The sequence below is a fragment of the Collinsella sp. AM36-4AA genome, from assembly GCF_003467795.1.
Classification (GTDB): domain Bacteria; phylum Actinomycetota; class Coriobacteriia; order Coriobacteriales; family Coriobacteriaceae; genus Collinsella.
Genome location: NZ_QSHS01000003.1, coordinates 1 through 24,444, shown reverse-complemented (window position 1 = coordinate 24,444; position 24,444 = coordinate 1). Strand labels below are relative to the sequence as shown.

17 protein-coding genes, 1 tRNA gene and 1 pseudogene are annotated in these 24,444 nt (G+C 62.2%); 2 read left to right on the top strand and 17 right to left on the bottom strand.

What is annotated here, in order from left to right:
- Positions 1-64: 64 nt before the first annotated feature.
- The 5 genes from DW850_RS01910 to pheS form a co-directional block, all read right to left on the bottom strand.
- The gene (locus tag DW850_RS01910) at positions 65-835 is read right to left on the bottom strand and encodes an energy-coupling factor ABC transporter ATP-binding protein (RefSeq protein WP_233540585.1); all 771 of its coding nucleotides are present in this window, start codon (positions 833-835) and stop codon (positions 65-67) included.
- A gap of 44 nt (positions 836-879) precedes the next feature.
- The gene (locus tag DW850_RS01905) at positions 880-1,716 is read right to left on the bottom strand and encodes an energy-coupling factor transporter transmembrane protein EcfT (protein WP_117786095.1); all 837 of its coding nucleotides are present in this window, start codon (positions 1,714-1,716) and stop codon (positions 880-882) included.
- Complete coding sequence (gene cbiM, locus DW850_RS01900) at positions 1,694-2,776, bottom strand: cobalt transporter CbiM (RefSeq protein ID WP_117786094.1); 1,083 nt, start codon at positions 2,774-2,776, stop codon at positions 1,694-1,696. The genes DW850_RS01905 and cbiM overlap by 23 nt, the downstream gene beginning before the upstream one ends.
- Before the next feature lie 326 nt (positions 2,777-3,102).
- Positions 3,103-5,556, bottom strand: coding sequence for a phenylalanine--tRNA ligase subunit beta (pheT, locus tag DW850_RS01895; protein WP_117786093.1), 2,454 nt, complete (start codon positions 5,554-5,556; stop codon positions 3,103-3,105).
- A 163-nt stretch (positions 5,557-5,719) separates the two neighbouring features.
- Complete coding sequence (pheS, locus tag DW850_RS01890) at positions 5,720-6,796, bottom strand: phenylalanine--tRNA ligase subunit alpha (protein ID WP_117786092.1); 1,077 nt, start codon at positions 6,794-6,796, stop codon at positions 5,720-5,722.
- 505 nt (positions 6,797-7,301) lie between these two features.
- On the opposite strand from pheS, the gene DW850_RS01885 reads away from it, so the two are divergent.
- The gene (locus DW850_RS01885) at positions 7,302-8,843 is read left to right on the top strand and encodes a carboxypeptidase M32 (protein WP_117786091.1); all 1,542 of its coding nucleotides are present in this window, start codon (positions 7,302-7,304) and stop codon (positions 8,841-8,843) included.
- Positions 8,844-9,056: 213 nt separating this feature from the next.
- On the opposite strand, the gene glmM is transcribed toward DW850_RS01885, so the two are convergent.
- The 11 genes from glmM to DW850_RS01830 all read right to left on the bottom strand — a co-directional run bounded on the left by glmM (position 9,057) and on the right by DW850_RS01830 (position 23,132).
- Complete coding sequence (glmM, locus tag DW850_RS01880; protein WP_117786090.1) at positions 9,057-10,388, bottom strand: phosphoglucosamine mutase; 1,332 nt, start codon at positions 10,386-10,388, stop codon at positions 9,057-9,059.
- Positions 10,389-10,471: 83 nt separating this feature from the next.
- A complete protein-coding gene (locus DW850_RS01875) occupies positions 10,472-12,784 on the bottom strand; it encodes a DUF4012 domain-containing protein (RefSeq protein ID WP_117786089.1) in 2,313 nt (770 codons plus the stop codon).
- 143 nt (positions 12,785-12,927) lie between these two features.
- Positions 12,928-13,950 (bottom strand): DMT family transporter, encoded by a 1,023-nt coding sequence (locus DW850_RS01870; RefSeq protein WP_199575473.1) that lies wholly within the window; start codon positions 13,948-13,950, stop codon positions 12,928-12,930.
- A gap of 125 nt (positions 13,951-14,075) precedes the next feature.
- Positions 14,076-14,780, bottom strand: coding sequence for a signal peptidase I (locus DW850_RS01865; RefSeq protein ID WP_117786088.1), 705 nt, complete (start codon positions 14,778-14,780; stop codon positions 14,076-14,078).
- Positions 14,780-17,017 (bottom strand): DUF2357 domain-containing protein, encoded by a 2,238-nt coding sequence (locus DW850_RS01860; protein WP_117786087.1) that lies wholly within the window; start codon positions 17,015-17,017, stop codon positions 14,780-14,782. Before DW850_RS01860 ends, DW850_RS01865 begins: the two co-directional genes overlap by 1 nt.
- A gap of 69 nt (positions 17,018-17,086) precedes the next feature.
- Positions 17,087-18,787 carry a hypothetical protein gene (locus DW850_RS01855; protein WP_117786086.1) on the bottom strand — a complete coding sequence of 567 codons (1,701 nt, stop codon included), beginning with the start codon at positions 18,785-18,787 and terminating at the stop codon, positions 17,087-17,089.
- Positions 18,780-19,529 carry a signal peptidase I gene (locus tag DW850_RS01850; protein ID WP_117634337.1) on the bottom strand — a complete coding sequence of 250 codons (750 nt, stop codon included), beginning with the start codon at positions 19,527-19,529 and terminating at the stop codon, positions 18,780-18,782. Before DW850_RS01850 ends, DW850_RS01855 begins: the two co-directional genes overlap by 8 nt.
- Before the next feature lie 60 nt (positions 19,530-19,589).
- Positions 19,590-20,396 carry a hypothetical protein gene (locus DW850_RS01845; protein WP_117634339.1) on the bottom strand — a complete coding sequence of 269 codons (807 nt, stop codon included), beginning with the start codon at positions 20,394-20,396 and terminating at the stop codon, positions 19,590-19,592.
- Between the two features lie 2 nt (positions 20,397-20,398).
- Positions 20,399-21,385 (bottom strand): hypothetical protein, encoded by a 987-nt coding sequence (locus DW850_RS01840; protein ID WP_117634341.1) that lies wholly within the window; start codon positions 21,383-21,385, stop codon positions 20,399-20,401.
- A 14-nt stretch (positions 21,386-21,399) separates the two neighbouring features.
- Entirely contained in the window at positions 21,400-22,236 is an 837-nt protein-coding gene (locus tag DW850_RS01835) for a hypothetical protein (protein WP_117634343.1), read from the bottom strand.
- A gap of 11 nt (positions 22,237-22,247) precedes the next feature.
- Positions 22,248-23,132 (bottom strand): hypothetical protein, encoded by an 885-nt coding sequence (locus tag DW850_RS01830; RefSeq protein ID WP_117629013.1) that lies wholly within the window; start codon positions 23,130-23,132, stop codon positions 22,248-22,250.
- 231 nt (positions 23,133-23,363) lie between these two features.
- On the opposite strand from DW850_RS01830, the gene DW850_RS01825 reads away from it, so the two are divergent.
- A tRNA-Val gene (locus DW850_RS01825) sits at positions 23,364-23,438 on the top strand.
- Positions 23,439-23,819: 381 nt separating this feature from the next.
- Here DW850_RS01825 and DW850_RS10155 read toward each other — a convergent pair.
- Positions 23,820-24,444 (bottom strand): annotated as a pseudogene (locus tag DW850_RS10155) (hypothetical protein); the annotation flags it as partial.

Below are 24,444 nucleotides of genomic sequence, written 5' to 3'. Positions count from 1 at the left end.
AACCTGGATAACTATACCATCACGGCAAAGCCGCGCGGGCCGCTACGCACGCTCTACGCAGCAACTATTCCGCAGCGCCGCTCTCGGTTCCATACGAAGACACCGGCGCCTCGACCACATGGTGATATCGATCGATATAGATGGCACGGGCCTCCAGGCGGCGCACCAAATCTTGATGGTGCGTACTCATCAAAACCGTCTTACCGGCAGCAACGTAGGCCAGCAAAAAGTTGACTACGATGTCGCACGAGTCCTCATCGAGCCCGTTGGTGGGCTCATCGAGCACTAGGATATCGGGGTTCATCGACACCACCGCAGCCAGCGCAACGCGCTTCTTTTGCCCGCCCGAAAGCTGATAGGGCGAGGCATCGACCAGATCGGCAACCTGGAACAGCTCCATGGCATCGCGGACGCGGCGCTCGAGCTCGTCTGTCGGCAGCCCCATCTGCGCGGGGCCAAAAGCAACTTCCTCGCCCACCGTAGCGCAGAACAGCTGGGCGTCGGCATTCTGGAACACAAAGCCCACGCGCTGATGAAAACGCTGAGCGGCTGCGGAATCCTTGAGATATGCCGCATCGATCACGTGCCCGTCAAACAGGTACGCACCCGCGTCCGCTAGTTCAAGACCGTTGATAAGGCGCATAATCGTCGTCTTACCGCAGCCGTTGGGACCGAGTAGGGCAACGAGTTCACCACGATCGACCTGCAGCGACACACCATCGACAACCGTATGCCCCGCATAGGAGAACAGCACGTCGCGAAACTCGATGAGCGGCACGCTCTTGGCGCCAGTAGCACCGCTCGCGCCCATCACGCCATTCGTATCGTTTGCCAAAACGTCGCCCTTCCCTATCCACATCGACGGCTCGGCCGCCCGCGCTACAGCACCGCGCACAACACGGCGAGCAGCACCACGACGACCGCATAGACCGCATCGCGCCAGCCAAAGCCGCTCCGCGCGGGAGTCGGATACGCACCGGCAAAGCCACGGCAAAGCATAGCCTCGTCCATCGCGCGGCTGCATTCCATCGCCTTGATAAAGGTCATGCCCATGATACCCGCGATCGAATCGGTACGCGAAAAACCCGCAGGCGCACGACCCACACTGCGCAGCATGACCGATTCGGTCAGATCGTGCGCCGTGCGTCCCAGCACCTCGATGTGCTTGAGCGCCATATCAAACGTAAAGATGACCTCGTCGGGCAGCTGTAGCGTCTTGAGCGCCGCCGACATGCGGCTCCAGGTGAGCGTCCACGAAACGCCCAGCACGAACGACACGTTAATGAACGTCTTGAGCGCGATCTTGAGCATGGCGCCCGCGGCAGAAGCGCCCAGCAGCAGGGCAGGCAGTGCCAGAACCACCGCAAGCCCCGTGGCGCCGAGCGCCGGTACAAAGGTCGCACGCAGCCCGCGTACGGGGCGCACGGCAACGAGCACCAGCGCGATGGCCGCCATCAACATGAGGTACAGCGGGCTCTGCGTCAGACACACGCACAGAACGCAAACGAACATCCCCACCAGGCGCACCGGAGCCGAAACGCAAGAAAGGGCGCGGTCGACCATCGACCCGCCCTCGTGCGCGCCTCCACCCAGGCGAACCCGCTCAAGCAGGCTCGCCAGGTGCAGGACATTCTTTTGCATCACACGATGCCGAGCCCCCGCGGGCTCGTAACGCTCCTCGGCCGCAAGCCAACTAGGCAGCTCGGCTATTGCCATGAGCACCGCTTTCCTTGACCGTCAGCGAGACCAGGCGGAATGTGATGGTGAGCACCGCCACGCCAATCACGCCCGAAAGAACATACATCGCAGCCTGGCCGGCAAAGCCAAGGCCCTGCTCCTCGGAATAGGCCTGCAGATAATCGCCCGTGGGCAGGGCGTCGGCAAAGGTCGGGGTGTCGAGGCTGACCGAAGCCTGCAGGCTGTCGTCACCAGTCTCCTGAACGGCGGTCGCGGCGCCCTCGGCGTCCCACTCACCCCAGGCGTCACCGGTGGCGAGCAAGCCGAGCGGCGTAGCCACGACAAGCACGGCGACCAGAATGAGCGTGGGAATCAGGGAAGTCTTCTTGGCGGTACCATCGGCGGCAAGCTGGCCATCGGCGGCTTCGGGGCCGACGATAATGCTCGGCGCCGTCTTCTTAATGAAGCCGTAGATGGCGGCCGTCGCCACGCCCTCGATCACGCCGGCAACCAGCATATGCGGGATCAACATGGCCGGAATAGCCACGGACAGCGGGAAGGGGCAGTACAGAGGGGCGCCCGAAGCGTTGGTGAAGAGCATCGGCTGAATACCAAACTCGATTGCCGCGCACAGGGCCGCCAGGCACAGGCCGACCCAACCGCTCACGATGGCAGAAACCGAGGTGCCCCAGCTCTTGTCGTGCAGACGGCTGTTGAGCGCACGGAACACGATAGCAGCGACAAACGGCAGCACAAAGGCCATGTTAAAGCAGTTGGCGCCAAACGACAGAACGCCGCCGTCGCCAAACAGCAGCGCCTGCAGCGCCAGAGCGACCGAGACGGCGATAGCCGAGGCCTCGGGGCCCAGCAGCAGCGCGATGAGTGCGCCGCCGACGGCGTGACCAGTGGTACCGCCGGGCAGCGGAACGTTGAACATCATGAGCAAGAAGGAGAATGCGGCGCAGATGCCCAGGAACGCCATATGCTCGCGATCGAGCGTGGCGCGCACCTTTTTGATGCAGTGAACCCATACGGGCACCATCGCCACCGCCATAACGGCATCGGTCTGCGGGGACAGATAATTATCGGGAATATGCATGAGCCCTCTCAATCAGAACGTTGTGTGTTACGTTTCCAACAATCCGTAACACCGACTCTGCATACTAACAAAAAGGCGCACCGCCCACAACGCAGCACGCCCTTGCAATACGTACGTTATTAGCCCAGGTCCACGCACCGCCCAATAAAGGGCCCATGCACTCCCAACTTTCCGGTCACCCGGAAGAAGGTGCGGTCCGCTCGCAACAAGGTGAACGCAGGAACCCGCCCCCGAGAGGGGTTTTCTAAGGCAACATCCCGCAGCCGCGAAGTGGCGAGGACGTTGCCGTGAAAACCCCGCAGGGGGCGGGTTCCGAACAGCAAAGATTACGAGCGGACTTCGCCGTTTACGCCCTTGCACACCTTGGTGACGATCTTCTGGTGCGCCTTCTCGACCTCTTCGCTAGTAAGCGTGTGGTCGTCCGAGCGATACGTGAGCGCAAAGGCCATGGACTTCTTGCCCTTGCCGATACGAACCGGATCGCGGTAGACATCGAACAGGCGCACGCCCTCGAGCAGCTTGCCGCCGGCGCTGGTAATACGGCGCTCAAGATCCTCGCAGGTCACGGCATTGTCGACCACAATGGCAAGGTCGTGCTCAACGGCCGGGTACTGCGAGAACTCGCGGTAGTTCTCCTGGTTGCGGGCGCCCTTGATCAGCTTGTCCAGGTCAAGCTCAAAGGCAACGACAACCTCGTCGATGCCGCAGGCCTCGCGCGCCTCGGGGTGGATCTCGCCGACCCAACCCAGCACGGTGCCGCCGGACAGAACCTCGGCCGCACGACCCGGCTGCAAAAAGGCATAGCCCTCGCCCTCGACGGGACGGAAGCGAACCTTCTCGATGCGCAGCTGGGCGAGCAGCTCCTCGACGATACCCTTGCCAAAGAAGAAACGCAGTTTACGGTACTTCATGTTCCAAGACTGCTCGCTCCACTGGCCCGAGAGCACACCCGCGACGGACTTGGTCTCCTTGGGCAGGCTGGCGTTCTCGCGACCGTGGAACAGGCTGCCGACCTCGTACAGGTGCACGTTGGGCGTACCGTGCGCCTCGTTGTAGGCCACGGACTGCAGCAGGCCCGGCAGCAGCGAACGACGCATCTCGGTCTGCTCGGCCACCAGCGGGTTCATGAGCACCACGGGGCAGCCGCGGCCTTCGGTGGACATGCCAATCTTCTCCAGGTCGCCCGGGGCGGCAAAGCCAAAGGTCGTGGTCTCGTTGAGGCCGCAGGCGCGCAGGATCTCGCCGACCTTGCGGGTGAGCTTCTGCTCGCGGGTCAGGCCGCCGATGTGGTTCTTGGCAGCCGGGATGGTCGCCGTCACACGGCCCATGCCCCATAGGCGCAGGACCTCCTCGATCAGGTCAATCTCGCGCGGCAGGTCGGGACGGAAGCTCGGCGGGGTAACCATAAAGTCCTCGCCGTCGCGCTCGACGGTGCAGCCCAGACGGGTAAGCGAACGCTCGATAAAATCGGGCTCGATGTCGGCACCGCAGATGGCATGCACGCGGGCCAGGCGCAGCTTGATGCTGTCGATGGTCTTGGGCGCGGGGAAAACATCGACATAGCCGGGAGCAACCTCGCCGCCGGCGATCTCCTCGATGAGCGCGCAGGTAACGTTGGCGACATCCACGCAGCCAGTCTCGTCAACCTGGCGCTCAAAGCGAATGGAGGCGTCGGAGATCAGCGACAGATCGCGGCTGGTGTGCGAGGTGCGACCGGCGTTGAAGCAAGCGCTCTCGACCATCACGTCGACGGTGTCGTCCTCGATCTCGGAATCCATGCCGCCCATAACGCCGGCCAACGCCACGGGGCGCTCACCGTCGGTGATAAGGCCCATGCCGGCGTCGAGCACGCGCTCTTCGCCATCGAGCGTCGTGAATTTCTCATCCTGCTGGGCGGCGCGAACCACCACGCGACGGTGGCCATCGCGCTCGGCAAAGGTGTCCAGGTCAAAGGCGTGCAGCGGCTGACCGGTGAGCATCATCACGTAGTTGGTGATGTCGACGATGTTGTTGTGCGGACGCACGCCCAGGGCGTTAAGGCGCTTGACCATCCAGTCGGGCGAGGGGCCGACCTTCACGTTACGTACGATGCGGGCGACGTAGCGGTCGCACAGGCCCTCGTCGGCAATCTCGACGGAAAGCTCGTCGTCGGTCGCGCGGCCGGTCTCGGCCTTGATGGCGGGCAGCTCAACGTGGAAATCGCGGTCGAAGATGGCGCCGGTCTCGCGGGCCATGCCGATCATGGACAGGCAGTCGGGGCGGTTGGGCGTGATCTCGCAGTCGAGCACAGTGTCGCTCGAACCCACGTACTCGGCAAACGGCATGCCGCAGGGCGTATCCTCGGGCAGGATCATAATGCCGGAGTGGTCGCCGCCCAGGCCGAGCTCGCGTGCGGAGCAGTTCATGCCCATGGACACGACGCCGCGGAGCTTGCTCTTCTTGATTTTGACGTCGCCGGGAAGCACGGCGCCGATCATGGCCGTGACGATGTGGTCGCCGGCCTCGAAGTTCTGCGCGCCGCAGACGATCTGCAGTGGAGCGGGATTGCCGTCGGCATCGAGGTTCTTGTCACCCACGTCGACCGAGCACACATACATGTGGTCGCTATCGGGGTGCGGGGTCTTGGTGAGCACCTTGGCGGTCACCACGTGGTCGAAGGACTCGCCCACGGTGTCGATCGCCTCGACCTCGGTGCCGGTACGGATATATTCGTCCGAAAGGGTCTTGGGATCCTCCGGAATATCGATCATGGTCTTGAGCCAGTCGTAAGAAACGCGCATGTAGCTCTCCTAGTTCTTAATCTCCGCATAGGGAGGAAATATCAAATGAAGACGTTCGCCTTAGGGTTGTCCAGGTGCCCCAGGTTGGCGTGAAAGAGGAGCGACGCGTACTAAAGGTACGCGAGCGACGGTTTGAACGCCAAGATGGGGTGCCTGGACAAGCCTAAAATTGGTTCAGGAAGCGCATATCGCCCGTCATGAGCGTTCTGAGGTCCGGCAGGTCGTAGCGCAGGGCCGCGACGCGCTCGGCGCCAATGCCAAAGGCGAAGCCGGTGTACTTCTCGGGGTCGATGCCGCAGTTGATCAGGACGTTGGGGTCGACCATGCCGCAGCCCAGGATCTCGATCCAGCCGCTGTGCTTGCAGAAGTTGCAGCCCTTGCCGCCGCACACGTGGCAGCTCACGTCCACCTCGCAGCTGGGCTCGGTGAAGGGGAAGAAGTGCGGGCGATAGCGCGTCTTGCGGTCCTCGCCAAACATGCACTTAACAAAGTAGTCGAGCGTGCCCTTAAGATCGCCAAAGGTGATGCCCTCGTCGACGACCAGGCCCTCGATCTGGTTGAACTGCGGCAGGTGGCAGGCGTCGGCCGTGTCGGGACGGTAGACGGTGCCCGGGCAGATCATGTAGATGGGCGGCTTCTGCGACTCCATGGTGTGGATCTGCACGCCCGAGGTCTGGGTGCGCAGCAGCACGTCGGACTCGCCGTGGGCGTGGGCCTCGGGGTGCGCGACGCTGCCGGGGTTATTGTCGACCACGTAAAAGGTATCGCGGGCCGAGCGGCTCGGGTGATCCATGGGGGCGTTGAGCGCGGTGAAGTTGTAGTAGGAGGTATCGACCATGGGGCCAGACTCGACGGTATAGCCAATGCCGCAGAAGATGTCCTCGGCCTCCTCGATGATCTGCTTGATCAGGTGCTGGTGACCGATCTGCGGACGGATGCCCGGCAGCGTGATGTCGACGGCGTCGTGCTCGAGCGCGTGCTTGAGGGCGGCGGCCTTCATCTCGGTGTTGCGCTCGTCGAGCATGCCCTCGATCAGCTGGCGCATCTCGTTGGCGCGCTTACCCATCACGGGACGATCCTCGGGGGCGAGCTTGCCCATCATGCGCATCAGGCCGGTGATGCGCCCCTTGCGGCCGAGCAGCTCAACGCGCGCAGCCTCGAGCTTGGCTGCGTCGTCGGCGCCTGCGACGAGCTCCTTGGCCTCTTCCTCGAGTTTGACCAGATCATCAATCAGACTCATGTCTTCCCTTTCGTCTCTCGCGCTCTCCGTTTGCCGAGGCGGCTGCCGCCGTCTGGCGTTGTGAAAACGCGGCCCGGTTCGGTAATAAAAAACCGTCCTCGGGCGTGTGCATTGCCCAAGGACGGTTGAATTCCGCGGTACCACCTTGTTTGACCCGGCGGATGTCTGGCCCGCCGTGCCCACTCTGCGCCCCTTATCGCGAGGCTCACGGCTTCCCTACTGGGGCTTCGCCGCCGCTAGCCGCGCGCCCGTTGAGGTCGCTGCTCGGGAGTGAACGCTTGGCCCTTGCCACCGCAGGAAGGCTTGCAGCCCATGACCTTCCCTCTCTTGCCGGCGACGCGGCGGGCAAAACCCTCTCCGTCAACGCATTGGGCTACAGGATACCACATTGTGTGGGCGTATCGCCGCGTTCCGTTTTGTTCGTGCTGGGTACAAGGCAGGTAGCTGTGCAAACTGGCCGCGCGCCCACCCGTGGCGCTCGACCTGCGAGATCAAGGATATAGGTATGGGAAAGAAACTCGATAAGAAGGCCAAGGCGGGCAAGAGCATCAAGAAGCTCCGCAAGCTCGAAGGCAAGCTGTGGACTCGCGAGTACCTGCTCAAGATTGCCGAGTTCGATGGAGCGACGATTGCTCCTGCCAACGGCGCAGCAGCGCGTGCCGACGCCATGGGCACGCTTGCCGGCGAGCATCACAAGCTGCTGACCAGCGAGAAGTCCGTTGAGCTCGTGCGCTCGCTGGCGCGCGAGACCGTCGCCGGCGGCAAAATCGACGACCCTCAGCTGCTCGACGAGATCCGTGTGCTCGGCCGCGATCAACGTGAGGCCAGTGCCATCCCCACCGAAGAAGCCGAGGCCTGGACCAGGCTCACCTGCGAGGCGGACGCCGTGTGGCACAAGGCCAAGGCAGCCAACGACTGGGCGAGCTTTGAGACCTATGTGGATAGAATCGTCGCCCAACTTAAGCATCAGGCCGAGCTCATGGACCCCAAGCGCGATCCATACGACGTTTGGCTCGACCAGTACGAGCGCGGCCTTTCCGCCAAGAGCTTCGATGCGTTTTGCGATGAGGTCAAGGCCACGGTCGTGCCGCTCGTGCACGCCATCGGCGAGCGCGGCCAGCAGCCGGCTGCCGACTTTTTGCACGCCCACGTGCCCGAGGCTGCCCAGCGCGCCATGAGCTTCGACCTTATGAAGCTTGTCGGCCTGGACCTGGACGACACCACGCTTGCCTTTACCGAGCATCCGTTTAGCGAGGGCTTTGCCGTGGGTGATGCGCGCATCGCGACGCACATCTACGAGGACGACTGCATCTCCAACGTCTACAGCATCATCCACGAGGCCGGGCACACCATGTACGAGCTGGGCGTCAATCCCGCCTATGCGCGCACGTGCTTGGAGGGCGGCACCTCCATGGGCATCCACGAGAGCCAGAGCCGCTTCTTTGAGAACACCGTTGGTCGCAGCCGCGCCTTTATGGGACCGCTGCTCGAGGTGCTGCGTCGTCACGCGCCCGAGGTCTACGGCGACGTCGACGAAGACACGCTCTACCGCGCCGTGAACATCGCGCAGCCGTCGTTGATCCGCACCGAGGCCGACGAGCTCACCTATCCGCTGCATATTATGGTGCGTTACCAGATTGAGCGTATGCTGTTTGCCGGCGAAGCCACGGCCAAGGACATCCCCGTGCTTTGGAATCGCTTTATGGACGAGTACCTGGGCATTCCAGTTCCCGACGACACGCACGGCTGCCTGCAGGATACGCATTGGAGCGGCGGTTCGTTTGGCTACTTCCCCACCTATGCGCTGGGCAGCGCCTACGACGCCATGTTTGTGCCGGCCATGTGCCGCGACGGTGTCGACCTCAACGGCGCCTGTGCGAGCGGCGATCTGACACCCGTCCGCGCCTGGCTGGGCGAGCACATTTGGCAGTGGGGCCGCGCCAAAGACGCGCCGGAACTCATCAAGGGCGCCTGCGGCATGGCCTTTGACGCCCGCTACTACTGCAGCTACCTGCAGGACAAGTTCACCACGCTGTATCAGCTGTAAAGCTTAGGCGACACGCCAACGCAAAGGGGGCGCCGCGGGTTGGTTCCGCGGCGCCCCTTTTTCATCTAAGCCAGAGACCCGGTACTTGGGGACGTTCCTTTCATGCCGGCACAATAGGAACGTCCCCAAGTGCCGGGTGAAATTGAATGTCAGATTGCCGCTTGGGGCCGTTTGCAGCGTCGAGCAGTTACGCGGTTTGGTAAAACAGCGTAACTAAAGAGCTTCCAAAGCACTTGCGATGCGCTTCATGGCGGCATCGGCGGATGCTTGGTCGGGCGCCTCGGCCAGCACGCGGATAACCGACTCGGTTCCGCTCTTGCGCACGAGCACGCGGCCCTCGCCTGCCAGCGCAGTCTCGGCCTCGGCGATGGCGTTCTGCACGCCCATGTTCTCGAGCGCGGCGTCCTTATCCGCTACGCGCACGGCAACCTGCGCCTGCGGCAGCAGCTTGCACGGAGCCGTGAGCTGCGAGAGCGTCTCGCGCTCGGCACGAATCACTTCCATCACGCGCAGCGAGGTCATAATGCCGTCGCCCGTGCGCTCGATATCGCCAAAGATCGTATGGCCCGTCTGCTCGCCGCCCAGGCTGTAGCCGCCCTCGCGCATCTTGGCATACACGTGACGGTCGCCCACGCCGCTGGTCACGGCGCTCAGTCCGGCAAGCTCCAGCGACTTGACCAGACCAAAGTTGCTGGCGATCGTCGGCACCACGGTACCGCCCGAAAGGCGACCGTGCTTGTTCAGATACACGCCACACACGTACAGGATCTGGTCGCCGTCTACCACGCGACCGCGCTCGTCAACGGCCAAGCAGCGATCGGCATCGCCGTCATAGGCAAAGCCCACGTCCAGGCCCTGCTCCACCACGTGGCGCCGCAGGCGCTCCATATGCGTGGAGCCGCAGTCGACGTTGATGTTAAAGCCATCGGGCGCGGCGTTGATCGCGCGCACGTCGGCACCGAGCGCGTCAAACACCGGCTTGGCCACCGAGGAAGCCGAGCCGTTGGCGCAGTCGATACCGATCTTGACGCCCTGCAACGAAAAGTTCGCGCTGGCGATGAGCGAAGCGATGTAGCGGTTGCGGCCCTGCATATAGTCCACCGTGGCGCCGATGTGGTTGCCCGTGGCCAGCGGCACCTCGCTCTTGCCATCGACGTACTCCTCGATGAGCTCCAGTACGTCCTCGTCCATCTTAAAACCGTCGCTATTGACGAGCTTAATGCCGTTATCGCAAAACGGGTTGTGGCTCGCGCTGATCATGATGCCGCAATCGAAGCAGCCTTCCACGGTCTGATGCGCTACGCCCGGCGTGGGGATCACGTGCAGCATATAGGCGTCCGCACCGCTCGCGACCAGGCCACTCACCAGCGCCGCCTCGAACATATAACTCGAGCGACGCGTGTCCTTACCCACGATGACACGCGCCTTGCGCTCGCGGTTGGCGCCGTAATACCAGCCCACAAAACGGCCAATCTTATAAGCGTGCTCTACCGTCAGCCCAACGTTAGCCTCACCGCGAAAGCCGTCGGTGCCAAAGTACTTCATGCGCTCTCCTTACAAAATAGGGGCGAACAGATTGCCTGTCCGCCCCAAAATGGTACTCGATTATCTGCGCTACCAGAAAAACCCTACGCCGACGCGCTGTCGCGAGCCGCCTGGCATGTAGGAGTCTGACGCAGCGTAAGCGGCTTGTCCCCCGCCTCGGCTGACGTGGTCAGCGTATATGTGATCGTCGTCGTCTCGCCAGCATGCAGGTCAACGGTGCCCGAATAGAAGGGGATTCCATGCCACGTAGCGGCGCCAAGACCAAACTGGGTGCCCTCGACGGTCAGATCAGTAATGTTGCCGCCCGTCGGGGCAAACAACGAGACATTCAGACGCTCGTCGTCGCGCGCGGCATCGGGCGCGCTCGCCGCGACGTAGTCGGGCAGTTTGCCTGCCTCCTCCTGCGTCATGATGTTCGTCAGGGTAACGGTGATGCGATACGAGCGCGTGCCGTCGCCGTTCTTGACGCCCTGGCCAATCTGCGTATCGGCGTTCAGGTACCAGTCGAGCTTGGAGAAGCTCAGGTTGTTAAAGTAAACGCCGGCAACGGGCTCGGCACTCGGATCATCCGGATCGGGCAGAGAAGCGTCAATGCCCGTCTCTTTGATGGCATTCTGCTCATCATCGTTTCTCATCCAAGCAATCAGACGGCCCTCTTCGGCACCGCGCTCGAATGCACCGACAAGCTTTGTAACGTCGACGTCACCGATGCCACCGAGAATCTTGTCGAAGGCGGCGCTGGCAACAGCCGCAAAGATGCCATCCGATTCCTCGACCGGATAGTTCCAGTACACATCGTGCATGAGGACCTTTGCGGCGTTGGTGCCGTCGACAACCGTTCCGTCGGGCAGCGACACGTTACCGACCAGGCCCAGCAGATACTGCAGGAACACCGGGTCGATGCCGACGACGCCATCAACGTCCTGCCCATATTGGGACTTCCACAGCGCGGCGACACGCTGCGAGTTGCGGGGCCAATCAGGCGAATAGGTATTGCCCGAGTTGTACAGGTTACTGTGGTTGCCGAACAGCGCCTCATCCTCTTCGTCGACACTCTCGACTGCCTCATCCTCACTGAGCCCAATGCGGGGAACAAACTCGCCAATCGACATCTGGCCGTCGGTGACCGAAATCAAACCTTGCGAACCGCCAAAGCCGCCGCAGGCACGAATTTCGACGTTGTTCATGGCGTACACAAGGTAGTTACGCGTCTGGCCGTTGGCGCCGAGCATCTGGGGAAGGACGGGGGCGACCTTCTCCGCCGCGTCAACCGCGCCGTTGAGGGTGGCAAAGCCGTCCTTGGCCTTATCGACCAGCTCGGTCACCTGGGAAATATGAGTATCGCCAATGCCCTGGATCTTCTCGTTGGCGCTCTTGAACACCTTCGAGCTGCTGGAAAGCGAATCGGCGACCGCCTGCAGCGCGGACACGTTAATCATGCCGTCCTGAAACAGCTTGCCGGGCGTGGCCTGCGAAAGGTTATCGGCCATGGGAACCAGCGCATTGCTCGAGACATCGGACAGGGCGTCGATCATGGTGCGGGCCGCATTGATGTCGCTGCCATACACCGGGATAAACGAAGCCGCCGTCCACAGCGGGCTCGAGGTCTCCGCCTTCATGCTGTCGCAGAGCTCATCGATCTTCTTCGCGTCGTCAGGCAGCGTCGAAAAATCGCCCGACGTGACCTTGTCCTTAAGGCCACCGACGATCTCGACAGCCTCCTTCGCTTCGCTCTTTACGGTCTTTGCCGAGTTAAGCAGCATAAAGCCGCTTGCGCCAAGCACAACGAGAAGCACCGCGACTACAGCGGCAATAATGGCGCCAGTGTGACGCTTTTTGCGCTCGCCCTTGCGATGGCGATGACGGACCAGACCGTCAGAGGTCGAACTCGACGAAGCGTCGCTACCGTAGTTCAAGCCAAAATCGTAATAATCTTCCTTGGAACCCGAGCCCGCAAACTGGGCACCGCTATCATCCAGGCGGGCGAACGTGCCGGTCTCGGAGGCGCCGGTGTAAATCGTGCCAAGGTTACCCGTAAGCCCCGCGCCACCGGCAGAGGGGGTATTGTTGGCTGCCTTGCCGGCATTAACGTTGCCGGCGGCATTCGCGGCGTTGGCGGCACTTGCGTTGTTCGCAGGTACCGAAGGAGCCCCGCTCGGCTGCGACGTGGAGGTCGCACCGCCCGCAAAGACATTCCCTCTTGCACGGCCGGTCTTTTTTGCCTTTTGAGACTGCTCGTACAGAGCGGTAAACATCGCCGTCTCGCCCGGGGACACGCGCTTACCGGAACCGCCCTGCCCAGCGCCGCCCGGCGTGCCGGCCTTACCAGCCCCGTTCGGACGCGGCGGAACTGCAGGACGGCCGCTATCGCTGCCCTTAAAGTGATTACCAGCCATAAAGAAATCCTCGCAATTGAGTCGCAATGAAAAAGTCCATAACGTTACTAGTTTATGGCATTTTGAGCATCGACAGCTAAACTCCAGACACGGACATCAATTGGCGAAAATGTGGCACAGCACCTTTTCCGTCTTGGCGCCAGCTACACCGTGAGGAACACCATCGCGATAATCATGGCAAAGCCCGCCAGGTCGGTGGGCAAAAACACCGTTCCCAGCATAAGGGCGCTGGTGATGGTGGCCGAAACCGGCTCCATGGTTCCAAGGAGGCTCGCGCGCACCGAGCCAATCTCCTTAACGCCCTGCATGTAGAACATATAGGCGAAGAACGACCCCACCACAATAAATATCGCGAGTGCACCGACACCCGAGGGCCCGAGCGCCGGCATATGCGCCCACGGCTGGGTAAAGATACTCATCACGATTCCCGCCGAAAGCATGGCCGAGCCCGTGACGACCGGGCTTCCGTATTTGTTGAGGATTCCGGCAGGGATGATTGCTATGCAGGCACCGCCCACGGCGCACAAAAGGCCCGCAAGCAGACCCATCGGCGAGATGCTGAGCGTACTGGGGTCGCCGCCCGTGGCGATCAAAAACGTTCCGCCCAAAGCGAGCAAAATGCCAAGCGCCTCGCGCGTGCGCGGCAGTCGATGCGCGGTGACGCAGGCATACCCCATGACGACCACCAGCTGCAGGCACTGGAAGACGGTCGCGGTGCCCGCGTTGGTCAGGCGCACGGCTGACAGATAGCAAAGCTGGTTGAACAGCAGACCAAAAATCGTAAACAGAATGAGCTGCTTGCGATCGGCGGGGGTAGTCCACAGCTCGATCAAGCGGTCGCGGTCTTTTCTGAGCACAACGAACATAAAGAGCAGGCCAGCGATAACTTGGCGCACGCTCATCAGCCAAAACGTCTCGATATGGCACACGTCAAAGAGGTAGCTGGCGCTGGTGCCGGAAAAACCCCAAAACGTACCGCCGACAAACGCGGCGAGCGTACCCAGGGCCATCTTGCGCGCCTGGGCGTCGTTGAGGCGGTCGCGCCATGCGCGGCGGGTGCTGCGGCTCAGCTCGTCAGTTCCCTCGGGCACGACAAAATCGGCCGCCGCCGTCATCGGTACCGAAGCCTTTTCGCGTGCGTGCTGCGCCGTGCGCTCCTGCTCCATTCCACTCCCCCGAAATCAATTGGCAACAAAGCGCTCAAACTGTAGCACGAATATTGATATGGAAATGCGGACGATTCAGAACATATACGAGCGTCCAAACTGTAGGGACGAAAGGCGCGGATAAGCTATGCCGAGTGGTTGGAATCGTCTAGGGCGCCGGAGGCGGCTTCCGCACTTCCCTCAGCATGCTCGCCATCGTCCCGGTCCTTGTCGCTGTCCCGGCCCTCCTGCTCGCGACGGCGCTTTTCGCGAATCTGCTCAACGGCGGCTCGCAAGGCGGCCTCGTCCTCGGCGCGTGCCACCTCTTGCGTTGTCTTGACCATATGGCGAATCTCGAGCACCAGCAGCACGATCAGCGGCACCACGATAAGCGGAAAGAACAGCAGCGGATTGGTGAGCAACGAGACCACCACGCCCAGCCCCGCCGAGACAAAGACCACGCGCCCCACCACGTCGGCGGCGGGCACGGGCGCAGCATCCTCGACCGGATTGGCATCGCCCTTGGTGCGGTAAACCGGCGTGCCGTCGGCCGCATCCTCCACGGCAACGATGCGATGCGTGTTGAGCGAACCCTCCAGCGCGTCATCGGACGAATGGAAGGTGATGATGTCGCCGACCTGGTAGGCCTGGCTGTTGTCGGTATCGACGACGATAAACGAATGCACGGGAATCGCCGGCTCCATCGAGCCGGTCAGCGTGCGCATAAAGCCGTAGCCCATGATGGTGGGAATCTCGCCGGCGGGCGTGAACACCGTGCGCAGCAGCACCACAAAAGCGACCAGGATCACCACGGTCGCCAACACGTTGATCACGCGGAGCACGTGCTTCATCACTTGTCGGCGTCCTTTGCGGAAGGCTCGACGTCAGTGGCGTCAGATGCCGAAACGTCGGTCTCATCTCCCTCAACGGTCGTGGCGACATCGCCCTCGGCGGCCTCTCCGCGCAAGCGAGCCAGCAGATAGCGCGACAGGCTGTTGCCCTCGGCACGGCGCTCGGCGCGGGCGCGATCGCGCTCGGACTGCTCCAGCTCGTGTGCCAACGAGTCCAAGCGTTGCTGCATCTCCGCGCGAGCGGCCTCGAGCTCGCGCTCGTGCGCGGCCTTGGCGGCGGCGAGTTCCTGCTCAATACGCTCCCCTGCCTCGAGCTCGGCTGCGGCGGCACGCGCGTCGGCGTCGGCATGAGCCTCCTCGGCGGCACGCGCGGCGGCATCGCGCTCGGCAGCGGCAGCGGCGACCTTCTCGCTGGCATCCACCGCGGCCCGCTCCACCGCAGAATCGGCGGCCGCGCGGGCGGCATCGATTGCGGCATCGGCCGCCTGCTGAGCGGCGGAAACCTTCTCCTCGGCAGCGGCAACGGTGTCGGCAAGCGCCTGCTCCGCCTCGGCCGCGGCGACGTCGGCAGCCTCCTGCGCGGCACGGGCATCGCGCTCGGCCGCCAGCCGCACTTCCTCGATCTGCAGCTTGGCGGCGTCCAGCTTGGCATGCAGTGCAGCCGCTTCCTTGGCAGAGGCCTCACGCACGGCGGCGAGCTCGGCCGCAGCAGCGTCCTTGGCGGCCTGCAGCTCGGCAGCGTCGGCAGCCGTCTTGGCAGCCAGGGCCGCAGCGGCATCGCTTTTGACCTGCGCGATCTGCTCGGAGGCCGCCTGCTCGGCGGCCGCAACCTTTGCATCGGCATCAGCGTGAGCAGCCGTGACCTCGTCATCGGCCTCGACGCGCATCTGCTCAAGCTGTGCCGCCGCAGTCGAGCGCACCTCGGCAGCAGCCTCCTCGGCAGCTTTCTTGCCCGCCTCGACATCCTCCAGCGAACCTTGCAGCTCCTCAACATCAGCCTCGGCCATCTGAGCGCGCTGCGTCAACGCCAGCTCGCGCGTCTTGGCCTCGTCCAGCTCGTCGACCAGGTCGTCGCGCTCGTCGGTCAACGCGTGCGCCTGCACCTTCCAGGATTTCACCTGGCCCTGCAGCTCCTCGATCTGCTCGCGGGCCTCGGCCAGCGCCTGCTCGGCATCGAGCTGGGCCTGCGTGACCTCCTCCACAAACACGCGACGGACCTCGACATCGGGCAGGTCGGGGCTATCGACCTGCACCTCCTTAATCTCCTTAATAAACTTGGGCGCCACCGGCGCGTGTTGCACGCTTTCGAGCTCCTGCAGGTTGCGCTCGTCGTCGGTCAGGCTCTTAAAGACGGCGTAGTTGTTAATGAGGTTGGTGTACATCTGCACCATGTACTCGTCATCGAACGCCAGTGACTGCTGCTGCACGTCGATGTTGTAGCCCACCTTGTCGTAGCGCTCCATAAACTGCCACAGCTGGTAGCACTTGCGGTAGTTGGGGTCCTTCATGATGAGGTTGGTGCGCTGGATGGGGCTGCGGACCGCGCTGCACCCGTTCATGATCTGGCAAAACGACGCGCCGCGCAGCGCCATGACCAGACGGCGCACACGGTCGATGCGCATAAAGACGTCCATGTTGTCGGCGTCGTTCTCGGCAAAGCTCTGGCGGTTTTTGACCGTCATCTCGACGTTATACTCGATCTCTTCGTACGCGTCGTCGATCTTGCTGTGCATCTTAAAGCGGTTGCGGATCTCATTGCCCGTCGACCAAAAGATCACGTCGGTGCGCTTGTCCACAAACGTCAGCAGGCGCTGAATCAGGTGGTAGATGAAGCGGTTCTCGTACAGATCGTAGGTCTCGACGGTATTGACGTTGAGGATGCGCGTGGGATGGACGCCGCCATCGTCGCTCGGCGCCAAAAACTGCGTGTTCTGGCTCAGATGACGGACGCTGTCGGCGCTGATCTTTTTGGCGAGCGAGACCGGCACCACCTCTTCCTCGGTGGTGATAAAGCGCCGCGGCTTTTCGATAATGGTGTTGATGGCGTCGAGCGAGTCCTCGATCATGCTGATCCATTCCTCGTCCACCACCTTGACGAGCTCCTCGCGCTGCTGCTCGATCGTGGTGCCCGAGGCCTGCGCCATCTCAAACAGATAGCGGAAGTAGCGGTTGTCCTCCTGGATGGGCTCCATCTGCTCGGAGAAGCTGGTATAGAGGTCCTGAATGGTCTCGGACATGGGTTACTCCATAGATTGGATCGATCGGAAAGGGGCGGGGCGACATCACGCCGCCCCGCACTTACGCCATTAGTAGAAGTTCTGGATCCGCTGCAGGTACATGACGGAATCGGGCAGGCCGCCCTCGCCAAAGGTCTTCTCGATGTACTCGATCAGGCCCTTCATCTCGTCGCGCACAAAGCTCACGTTCATGGACTCAAACTTCTTGAGCACCTTGCGGGCGATGATGTAGTCCATGCCGCCCAGCTCGGTGCCGCCGCACGCCACGTACACGGGGATAAAGTCGTACATCTGCTTGATGATACGGTTACCAAAGGCCAGCTTAAAGCGGGTCTGCAGGTACTGGTCCAGCTTGTGCATCTTCTGGAGCAGCTCGTCGTCGATTACGTACTCGACCTTAGCCTTTTGGAACAGATACTGCAGGTGGTCGGCCGTCACGTGCACGCGCTCGTGCGGCTCGCATTCAAACGCGTCGGCACGCTCGTTGAGCTCGATGGGGATTGCACGGTCGTACACCTTGTCCGTGATGGTAAAGGTGGAGTCGTCGTTGTTGGCCGTGCCGATGAACCACAGGCTGTCGGGGATGGTGAGCTTGCCGTCGTGCAGAGCCTTGGGATCGGCGGCCCACTGGGTGGGGACCAGATCGAGTACCCACTCGTCGTGGCTGGGCATCTCGAGCACCGACAGGATCTCGGCAAAGTAGTACTCCACGCGGGCGAGGTTCATCTCGTCAAGCACGATCATGGACGGGTCCTGGCGAAGGCCCGCCTCGTACACGGCGCGGAGGAACTCGGTCTCGTTAAAGCGCTTGGAGAACTCGTTAAAGTAGCCCAGTACCTCGGTGCGATCGCGAAAACTCGGCTGCACCGACACGATGGTCGCGGGGTTATCCAGATAGCGGCTAAAGCTGTAGGGCAGCGAGGTCTTACCAGTACCCGAGATGCCCTCCAGGATCAGCAGCTTGGAGGCGGCCATGCCGGCCACAAAGCGGCGGATGACCTCAGGCGTGTAGTAGAGCTTCATCTGGCTGCAGGCGAACGCGCGGAAGCTGTCGACAAAGTCCTCCAGCGAGATGGCATCGTCGTAGGCCGGCGATTCCCAGTCGCGGTACTTAAGGTCCACAAGGGACAGCTTGGGGAAGCGGTTGGCCTGGGCGATCTCTTTTTCCTCGGCAAGGGTCTTGGCCTCGACGGTGGCCTTGGCCATGGCGGCCGCGGCATCCTTGACGCCCTCGCCATCGAGCGCGAGCGACGCGTTGCCCGACATGACGGCCGTCGCCGCAGCGCCCTCGCCAGCAGCCGTACCGGCGCCCGCAGCGGCGCCCACCACGTTGCCCACCGTGGGCAGGTGGTCGTCGGCCAGGGCCGAGGCACCCACGTACGGAATCTGCTTGGTGCCGCCCATGGCATTGACCTTGAGCGCCAGCAGCTTGTTCTTCTCGTCCATAAGGTCGAGCACCTGCTTGTTCAGGCGGCCGATCTCGCGATAGAGCGCCTTGTTGGACGTGTCGTCGCGATGCAGGCGGCGGTTGATGCGGTAGCGGTGGACCAGAATGGCCACGATCAGCACGGGAACCGCGATGAGCATGGCAAACAGAATGACCGCACCGATCTTGCCCACCAGGTCAAACGTGGTGAAGTAGGTCATAAAGATGTTGAAGTACTCAACCCAGCCAAACACCAGCAGGTTAAGGATAGAGCTCACGACGGCAACGACGTTATAGACGACCTTTGCCAGCAGCTCCCAGGCAAATCCCAGAAACTCACTCACCGTCGGTATCCTCCTGCTTGGTCGCGTTCATCGCCGCCTCGGCCTCGGCCTTTAAACGACGGGCTTCCTCGAGCTTGGCCTCGGCCTGGGCGAGCTGCTCGGCGGCGTTATCGGCGGCAACGGTGGCGGTGTCACCCTTGCCCTCGGCGTCCACGATGGCAGCCGCGGCGGCCAGGCGGTCCTCCTCGGCCATAGCGCGCTTAAGGTTCATGCCCACCACGATAAGGTGATACACCTGGTAGATAAAGAACAGCAGCATGGGCAGGACAATCACGATGAGGAAGCCCATGGAGCTGGACAGGAAGTCCATGACCTTGCCCATCTGCGGCAACGCGAACAGGTACTTACCAACGATGTCTCCGTCGCTGATGATGTGCGTATCGGCCACGTCGTTGTTGTCGCCCTTGGTGGTAAAGCTGCGCATGCCGTTGACCTCGTCGATCGCGGCGATGCGGTGCGTGTTGAGCGCGTACTCGTTGTCGATGATGGTGTGGAACGTCACGATGTCGCCCACCTCGAGCTTGGAGGTGTCGCACTTTTGGATGACGATGAGGTCGCCCTTGTTAAACGTGGGCGCCATGGAGTCGGACTGCACGGCGAGCGGGGTGAAGCCGGCGATGTCCGAGACGCTGCCGTCCTCGCGCGTGGCGAGCGTGGTGAACGCGTACAGGGCCGCTACCAGGATGATGATCCACATGACGACGCTCAGTGCGATGGGTGCGGCTTTTTTAACAGATTGCATGATGTCCCTTACTACCGTGTCTGACTAGGTCGTGCGCGGCCCGGTGGCCGCCGTGCATATCTACTGTTCTTCGATGCCCTCAAAGCGCATCGAAACCGAATAGTTAGCTCCCTTTAGCATATTAGTGCAATTTGGGTCCGTTCCCTCGAGCCATATGCGAACGGTTACCGGCTTGTCCGTATCTTTTATTAGGTCGAACATGTCGCTGGCAGCGTTCGCTGCTCCCGAGTCGAGCCCAAAGACGGTGGCCGCACCAGACGAGCCCCCGCCTCCGTTGGGGTTGTAGACCCAGGTGTGGCCATCGGCGGTAAAGCTCATGCGCATGGCGCTGGCCATGCCCTGCGTGTCGGAGCTAAACCGCGTGCCGGACACGCCGCCGTCGCCGTCCTGCCCGGTCAGGCGAACGCGCAAGTCCGTGCTGCTCATAAAGTGCAGCGTGAACTCCAGGTAGGCGCCGGTGGCGGGGTCGGCGGTAGAGCCGTCTTCGAAGGTGAAGGTCTGGTAGTCGCTCGTGGTGACGGGCTTGAGCTTGGACGCGTCGATGTCCACGCCCTTTTCGCTGGCGATGCGCGCCGAGATCTGGTCGAAGCCCAGGCTGTGGACGTATTCGTCGAACGTGGCATGCTCGTCCAGGTCAAAGCGCAGCGAACCGTCGGCGTTGGCGTCGATCATGAGCATGCGGGTTTTGGCGCTATCGGCGATGGAAAACCAGGCAAAGGTTGCCATGGCTATTGCCACCAGGGCAAACAGCACCAGCACCACAGTGGTGGTGAGCTTGCGGCGCAGGTCGGTTTCGGCGGGCGCGGCGGCGCCGGCGGGCTTGCCGGTGGCGGGCGTGCAGCTGGCGGCGGGTTGCTTACGCGTCATGGCTACTCACCGTCCAGGGTCGCAAAGAGCGCCAGGTGCAGGGTGCCCGGGTCTTGATGCAGGTAGTCGGCGCTATCGGGGTCGGTTCCCTCGATGTAGTAATAGATGTCCAGGCGATAGATCTGGCCCAGCGCCAGCGTGGCGAGCGAGTTTTGCGGGCGCTCGGCCGTCTCGCTCGTGTCCAGCGTATAAGCGGCCGGGTCCTGCGTCACGTTGGCACCGCAAGCGAGCTGGCCGTTTTGCCAGCCCAGGAGCATGCCATCGGCGTAGCCGGCAAGGCCAGCCGGGGCGGTCGTGGGATGCTCGCCGCGATGGCCGCTGTCGGAACTGTCGAGCTCAAAGATGTTGGTGGCGAGCACCTGGTTGCCGCTGGAGATCTTAATGCCCACGCGGGCCGCGCGCAGCAGCTCGGCGTTGGCGCCCTGCGGGACCAGCGATTCGGCCAGATACAAGTTGACCCTGCCCTTTACTTTGCTGGCACCCGTTCCGGTAATGGTGGGACGCAGATCGATCCAACCATGGTAGAACGCGGAGCCGTTGTCTTTTGCCTGTTCAAACACCGTGGCATCGCCGGCTGAGTTGTTTTGTGCGCAGGCGGCAAAGCCGTTGAGGTCAAAGGTCGAGACCGGGTAGAGTGTCACGGCACCGCTCGCGTTAGAAGTCAAGGAAACGTCGCCCTGCTGCGACCAGCTACCACGATCGGCATCGCCCTGCTCCAGCACCAGCTTGGACGTGTCGCTGTGCACGCTCACCGAGTTGGTGTTGACCTTCATGTTGTTGGTAAACCAGGCGTAGGTCGCGGCGCCCAAGGTGGCGGCGAGCGCCACCATGACGAGCGCGATGTAGGCACGCGCGCGGCGGGCGTGACGGCGGGCGGCGGCGGGCTCGAGGCGTTCGCGCTCGGCGGCTGCGTTGGAGGGGACCGCGGGGGTCGCGCTCTCGGCGTTGGCCTTGCAGCTATCTGCTGGCATGTGCTTCTTGTCTTCCATGTCGCTTCGCCCCCTTACGCCTTGGCCGCAGCAAAGGCAAGCTGCAGCACCACATCGCGGGCCTGAGCCTCGTCGATGCAGTTGGCGTCGCAGCCTTCCATGTACACAACGTAGCGAACGCTTGCCACTTCGTTGGCGGCCAGCGTGCAGATGGGCGTGGCGCCTGCGCGCGCCGCGGGCGTGTCGCCGGTGCCATCCATGCTGTAAGCGCTTATGGCACGCGCGGGGTCGGCGGTGTAGGTCCAGCCCGAGACACCGGGCGCCACGACCACGCCGTCTTGCGCGGTGGTACGCCTACTGGTGGCGCCCGAGGTGTTGCCCAGATCGTCGCAGGTAAAGATATGCGTTTGCGTGCCCGACTGAGTTGTAATGACCAGGCCCAGACGCAGCGCGGCCAGCAGCTGCGGGTCGTTCGTCACGCTCATCTGGCCCTGATACAGGTACACGTTGAGCGCGCTATCGCTGCCCTTAAGGTACAGCGTGCCCGAAAGGGCGTAGTCGTCCAGCCGCGCGGTGCAGTCGGCGTAGTCGGTCGTGATGCCGGCGGCGTTTTGGAACGTGCCGCGCCAAAAGCGGGAAAGGTCTGCCGTCGAGATGGGATAGAGCGTCTTGTCGGCGGCGGCAAGCGTTGCCGTTGTGTCCCAGGGCCCGTTGGCCGAAAGACCAATCTGCAGGTCGGCGCCCTCGTCGCTTACCGTGTGCGCCACGGGCGTCACGTTGGTGTAGCGCGAGTTGCTAAACCAGGCGTAGGTGGCCGCGCTCAAGGCGGCTACCAGCACCAACATCCATGCGGCCGCAGCAACCATGCGACGGCGCGAGCTTAGGATATCTTTGATGTTCGATACACTCATACCCAGCCCCCTTACGAACGCTTACCGGCAAAGCGCAACGCCAGCGATTGCAAGCTGGTGGCGGCCAGGTTGTTGGTGCAGTCGGGGTCGCAGCCTTCCAGCCACACGTACACATCCACGCGCACGGGCGTGCTGCGGTTGGTGCCCTTGGCAGCGGCGGGCAGGCTGCAGATCTTGGTCGTAGCCTCCTTGAGGCTCACGATGCCAGTGTCTTCGTTGTAGTCACAGAAGTTTGCACTGGTCAGCTGGTCAAAATGAACCGTTGTTCCATCGGAGCGGGTGCTGTCGAGCACCAGGTGATTCTGCTCGTTCTCGCCGGCATCCTTGCCGTCGAGCGTGTTGTAGCGCGCCTGGGGATTGCGCTCGCCCGAGACCTCAAAGATGTACTGGCCCGTAACGGTATCGCCCTGCCCCGGCGCATAGGTAACCAGGCCCACCCGCAGAGCGGTAGAGATGGGGTTTGCCGGGTCCTGCTCGGTAAAGTCGATGCCCGACAGGTACACGTCGGTCGCGGCAGAGTTGGTGGCCAGGTACAGGGAGGTCTTGTAGTAGTCGGAATGCTCTGCGGCACCAAACATGCTGGCAAACAGCGAGTCCTGGGTGGTTCCGCCGGTAAAGCCCGTTACCTTTTGAAAGCCGTTGAGCACGTTGTCGGTCGAGACGGGATCGAGCAGACCCGTAAAGCTCAGGCCGGCGTTGGTTTTGTATTCGCCGTCGTACTCGTTGGAGATAAGGAAGGTCACGCCCGTGCCCGCGGCCATCTTGACGTCGGTGATGTGGCGGTTGGCGTTGTAGATGTACCAAGCATACGTTACGGCTCCGGCAGCAGCAAGCGCCACCAGCAACGTGGCGAGCATGCGATTGAACTGTTTTCGCAGCGAGCGCGCGTCCGACATGTCCCTCCCCCAGATGCCGCATCGTAAACTACCTGGACACCATTTGCCCATAATGGGAACATTTTACGCGAACGTGCAGTTCATCGGGGGTACAAACGCGACTTTTCACGTGCTGCTCGTGCCGGATCGGGGGCCGATAGGGTCGCAAGTTGCCACTTTTTAAAAAATAGTTCTTGCCACCGGATGGGAGCTCCGTTATATTATTCCCTGCGCACTCGCGCACCCTTGATCGGGCGTTTAGCTCAGGGGGAGAGCGCTTCCCTGACACGGAAGAGGTCAGAAGTTCAAATCTTCTAACGCCCACCAAATGTTCGCAGCTCAGAGGCTTCGCCTCTGAGCTGTTTTATTTTACGGCGACCAAGCCCAGAGGATGCCACGGCACCCAAAGCGCCCAAACAGCCCCGGTGATTGCCCCGATCAGGCGCGGTTGGGTCTCGCAGCCATATATAAATAACCCCCTATAAAGTGAGGTTTAATACTTTTCCCGAGAAGTGAACGAGCTTATTTGGACCCCCAGAGCATCCACACTTTTTGACGTTAAAACCGCAGGACCCCAGCAGCAAAACCGCAGGAAACGGGCCCCTAAAAGTGTCGATGTTTCGGGGGTCCATTCTGGCTCGTTCACTTCTCGGGAAAAGTATTAGATCTGGATATATGGCCGCTAATTCTAACCCCCTGTTACCGCCCCTACCAATACTGATGCGCATCGATAACGGCTTGCCAGAGCCAAAATCGCTTCGTTTCGGCACGCGCATGGGCAAAATATCGCTGCTCTGCACTCATCGCCTTGTTAAAGATGGGGCGCTTATTCCGATGCAGCTTCCGTCGGATGCGTTCGCACAGCCGAACGAGCTTGTCGTAGTCATTTGCTTGGTCGGTTGTCACCGTAAAATACGCTACTCCCTCAAGCAGTTCCAACTCGTTGCGGCGCTCGGCATCCTTGTGGATCTTCTCGCGGCCGTCATGAATGGCATCGCTGTCGTAGTCGACCATCGCGGTCAGCACCTCTGGCAGCAGCCCGGCCTTTACTTTATCCCTGCCCACCTCGACTTTAGCCGTAAGCGTAATGTCGGGCGTGCGCTCCAACACGCGCAGTTTGCGCTCGCGCCCATCGTTGAGTCCATCGCGAATGAAAGCCTTCTTGTTGAGCTCGGCCTTGCCCAATGCATACCCGCCGTAGCGCGCAGGCAGCGACATAAACATGCACAGCCCCGACTCCCTCGGAGAGCGCGATCCCTCGATCACATACGCAAGCAGCGCCTTTGCCTTCGCGAGACCCCTTACCTGAACTGCCTCCCATTTCTTGGACACG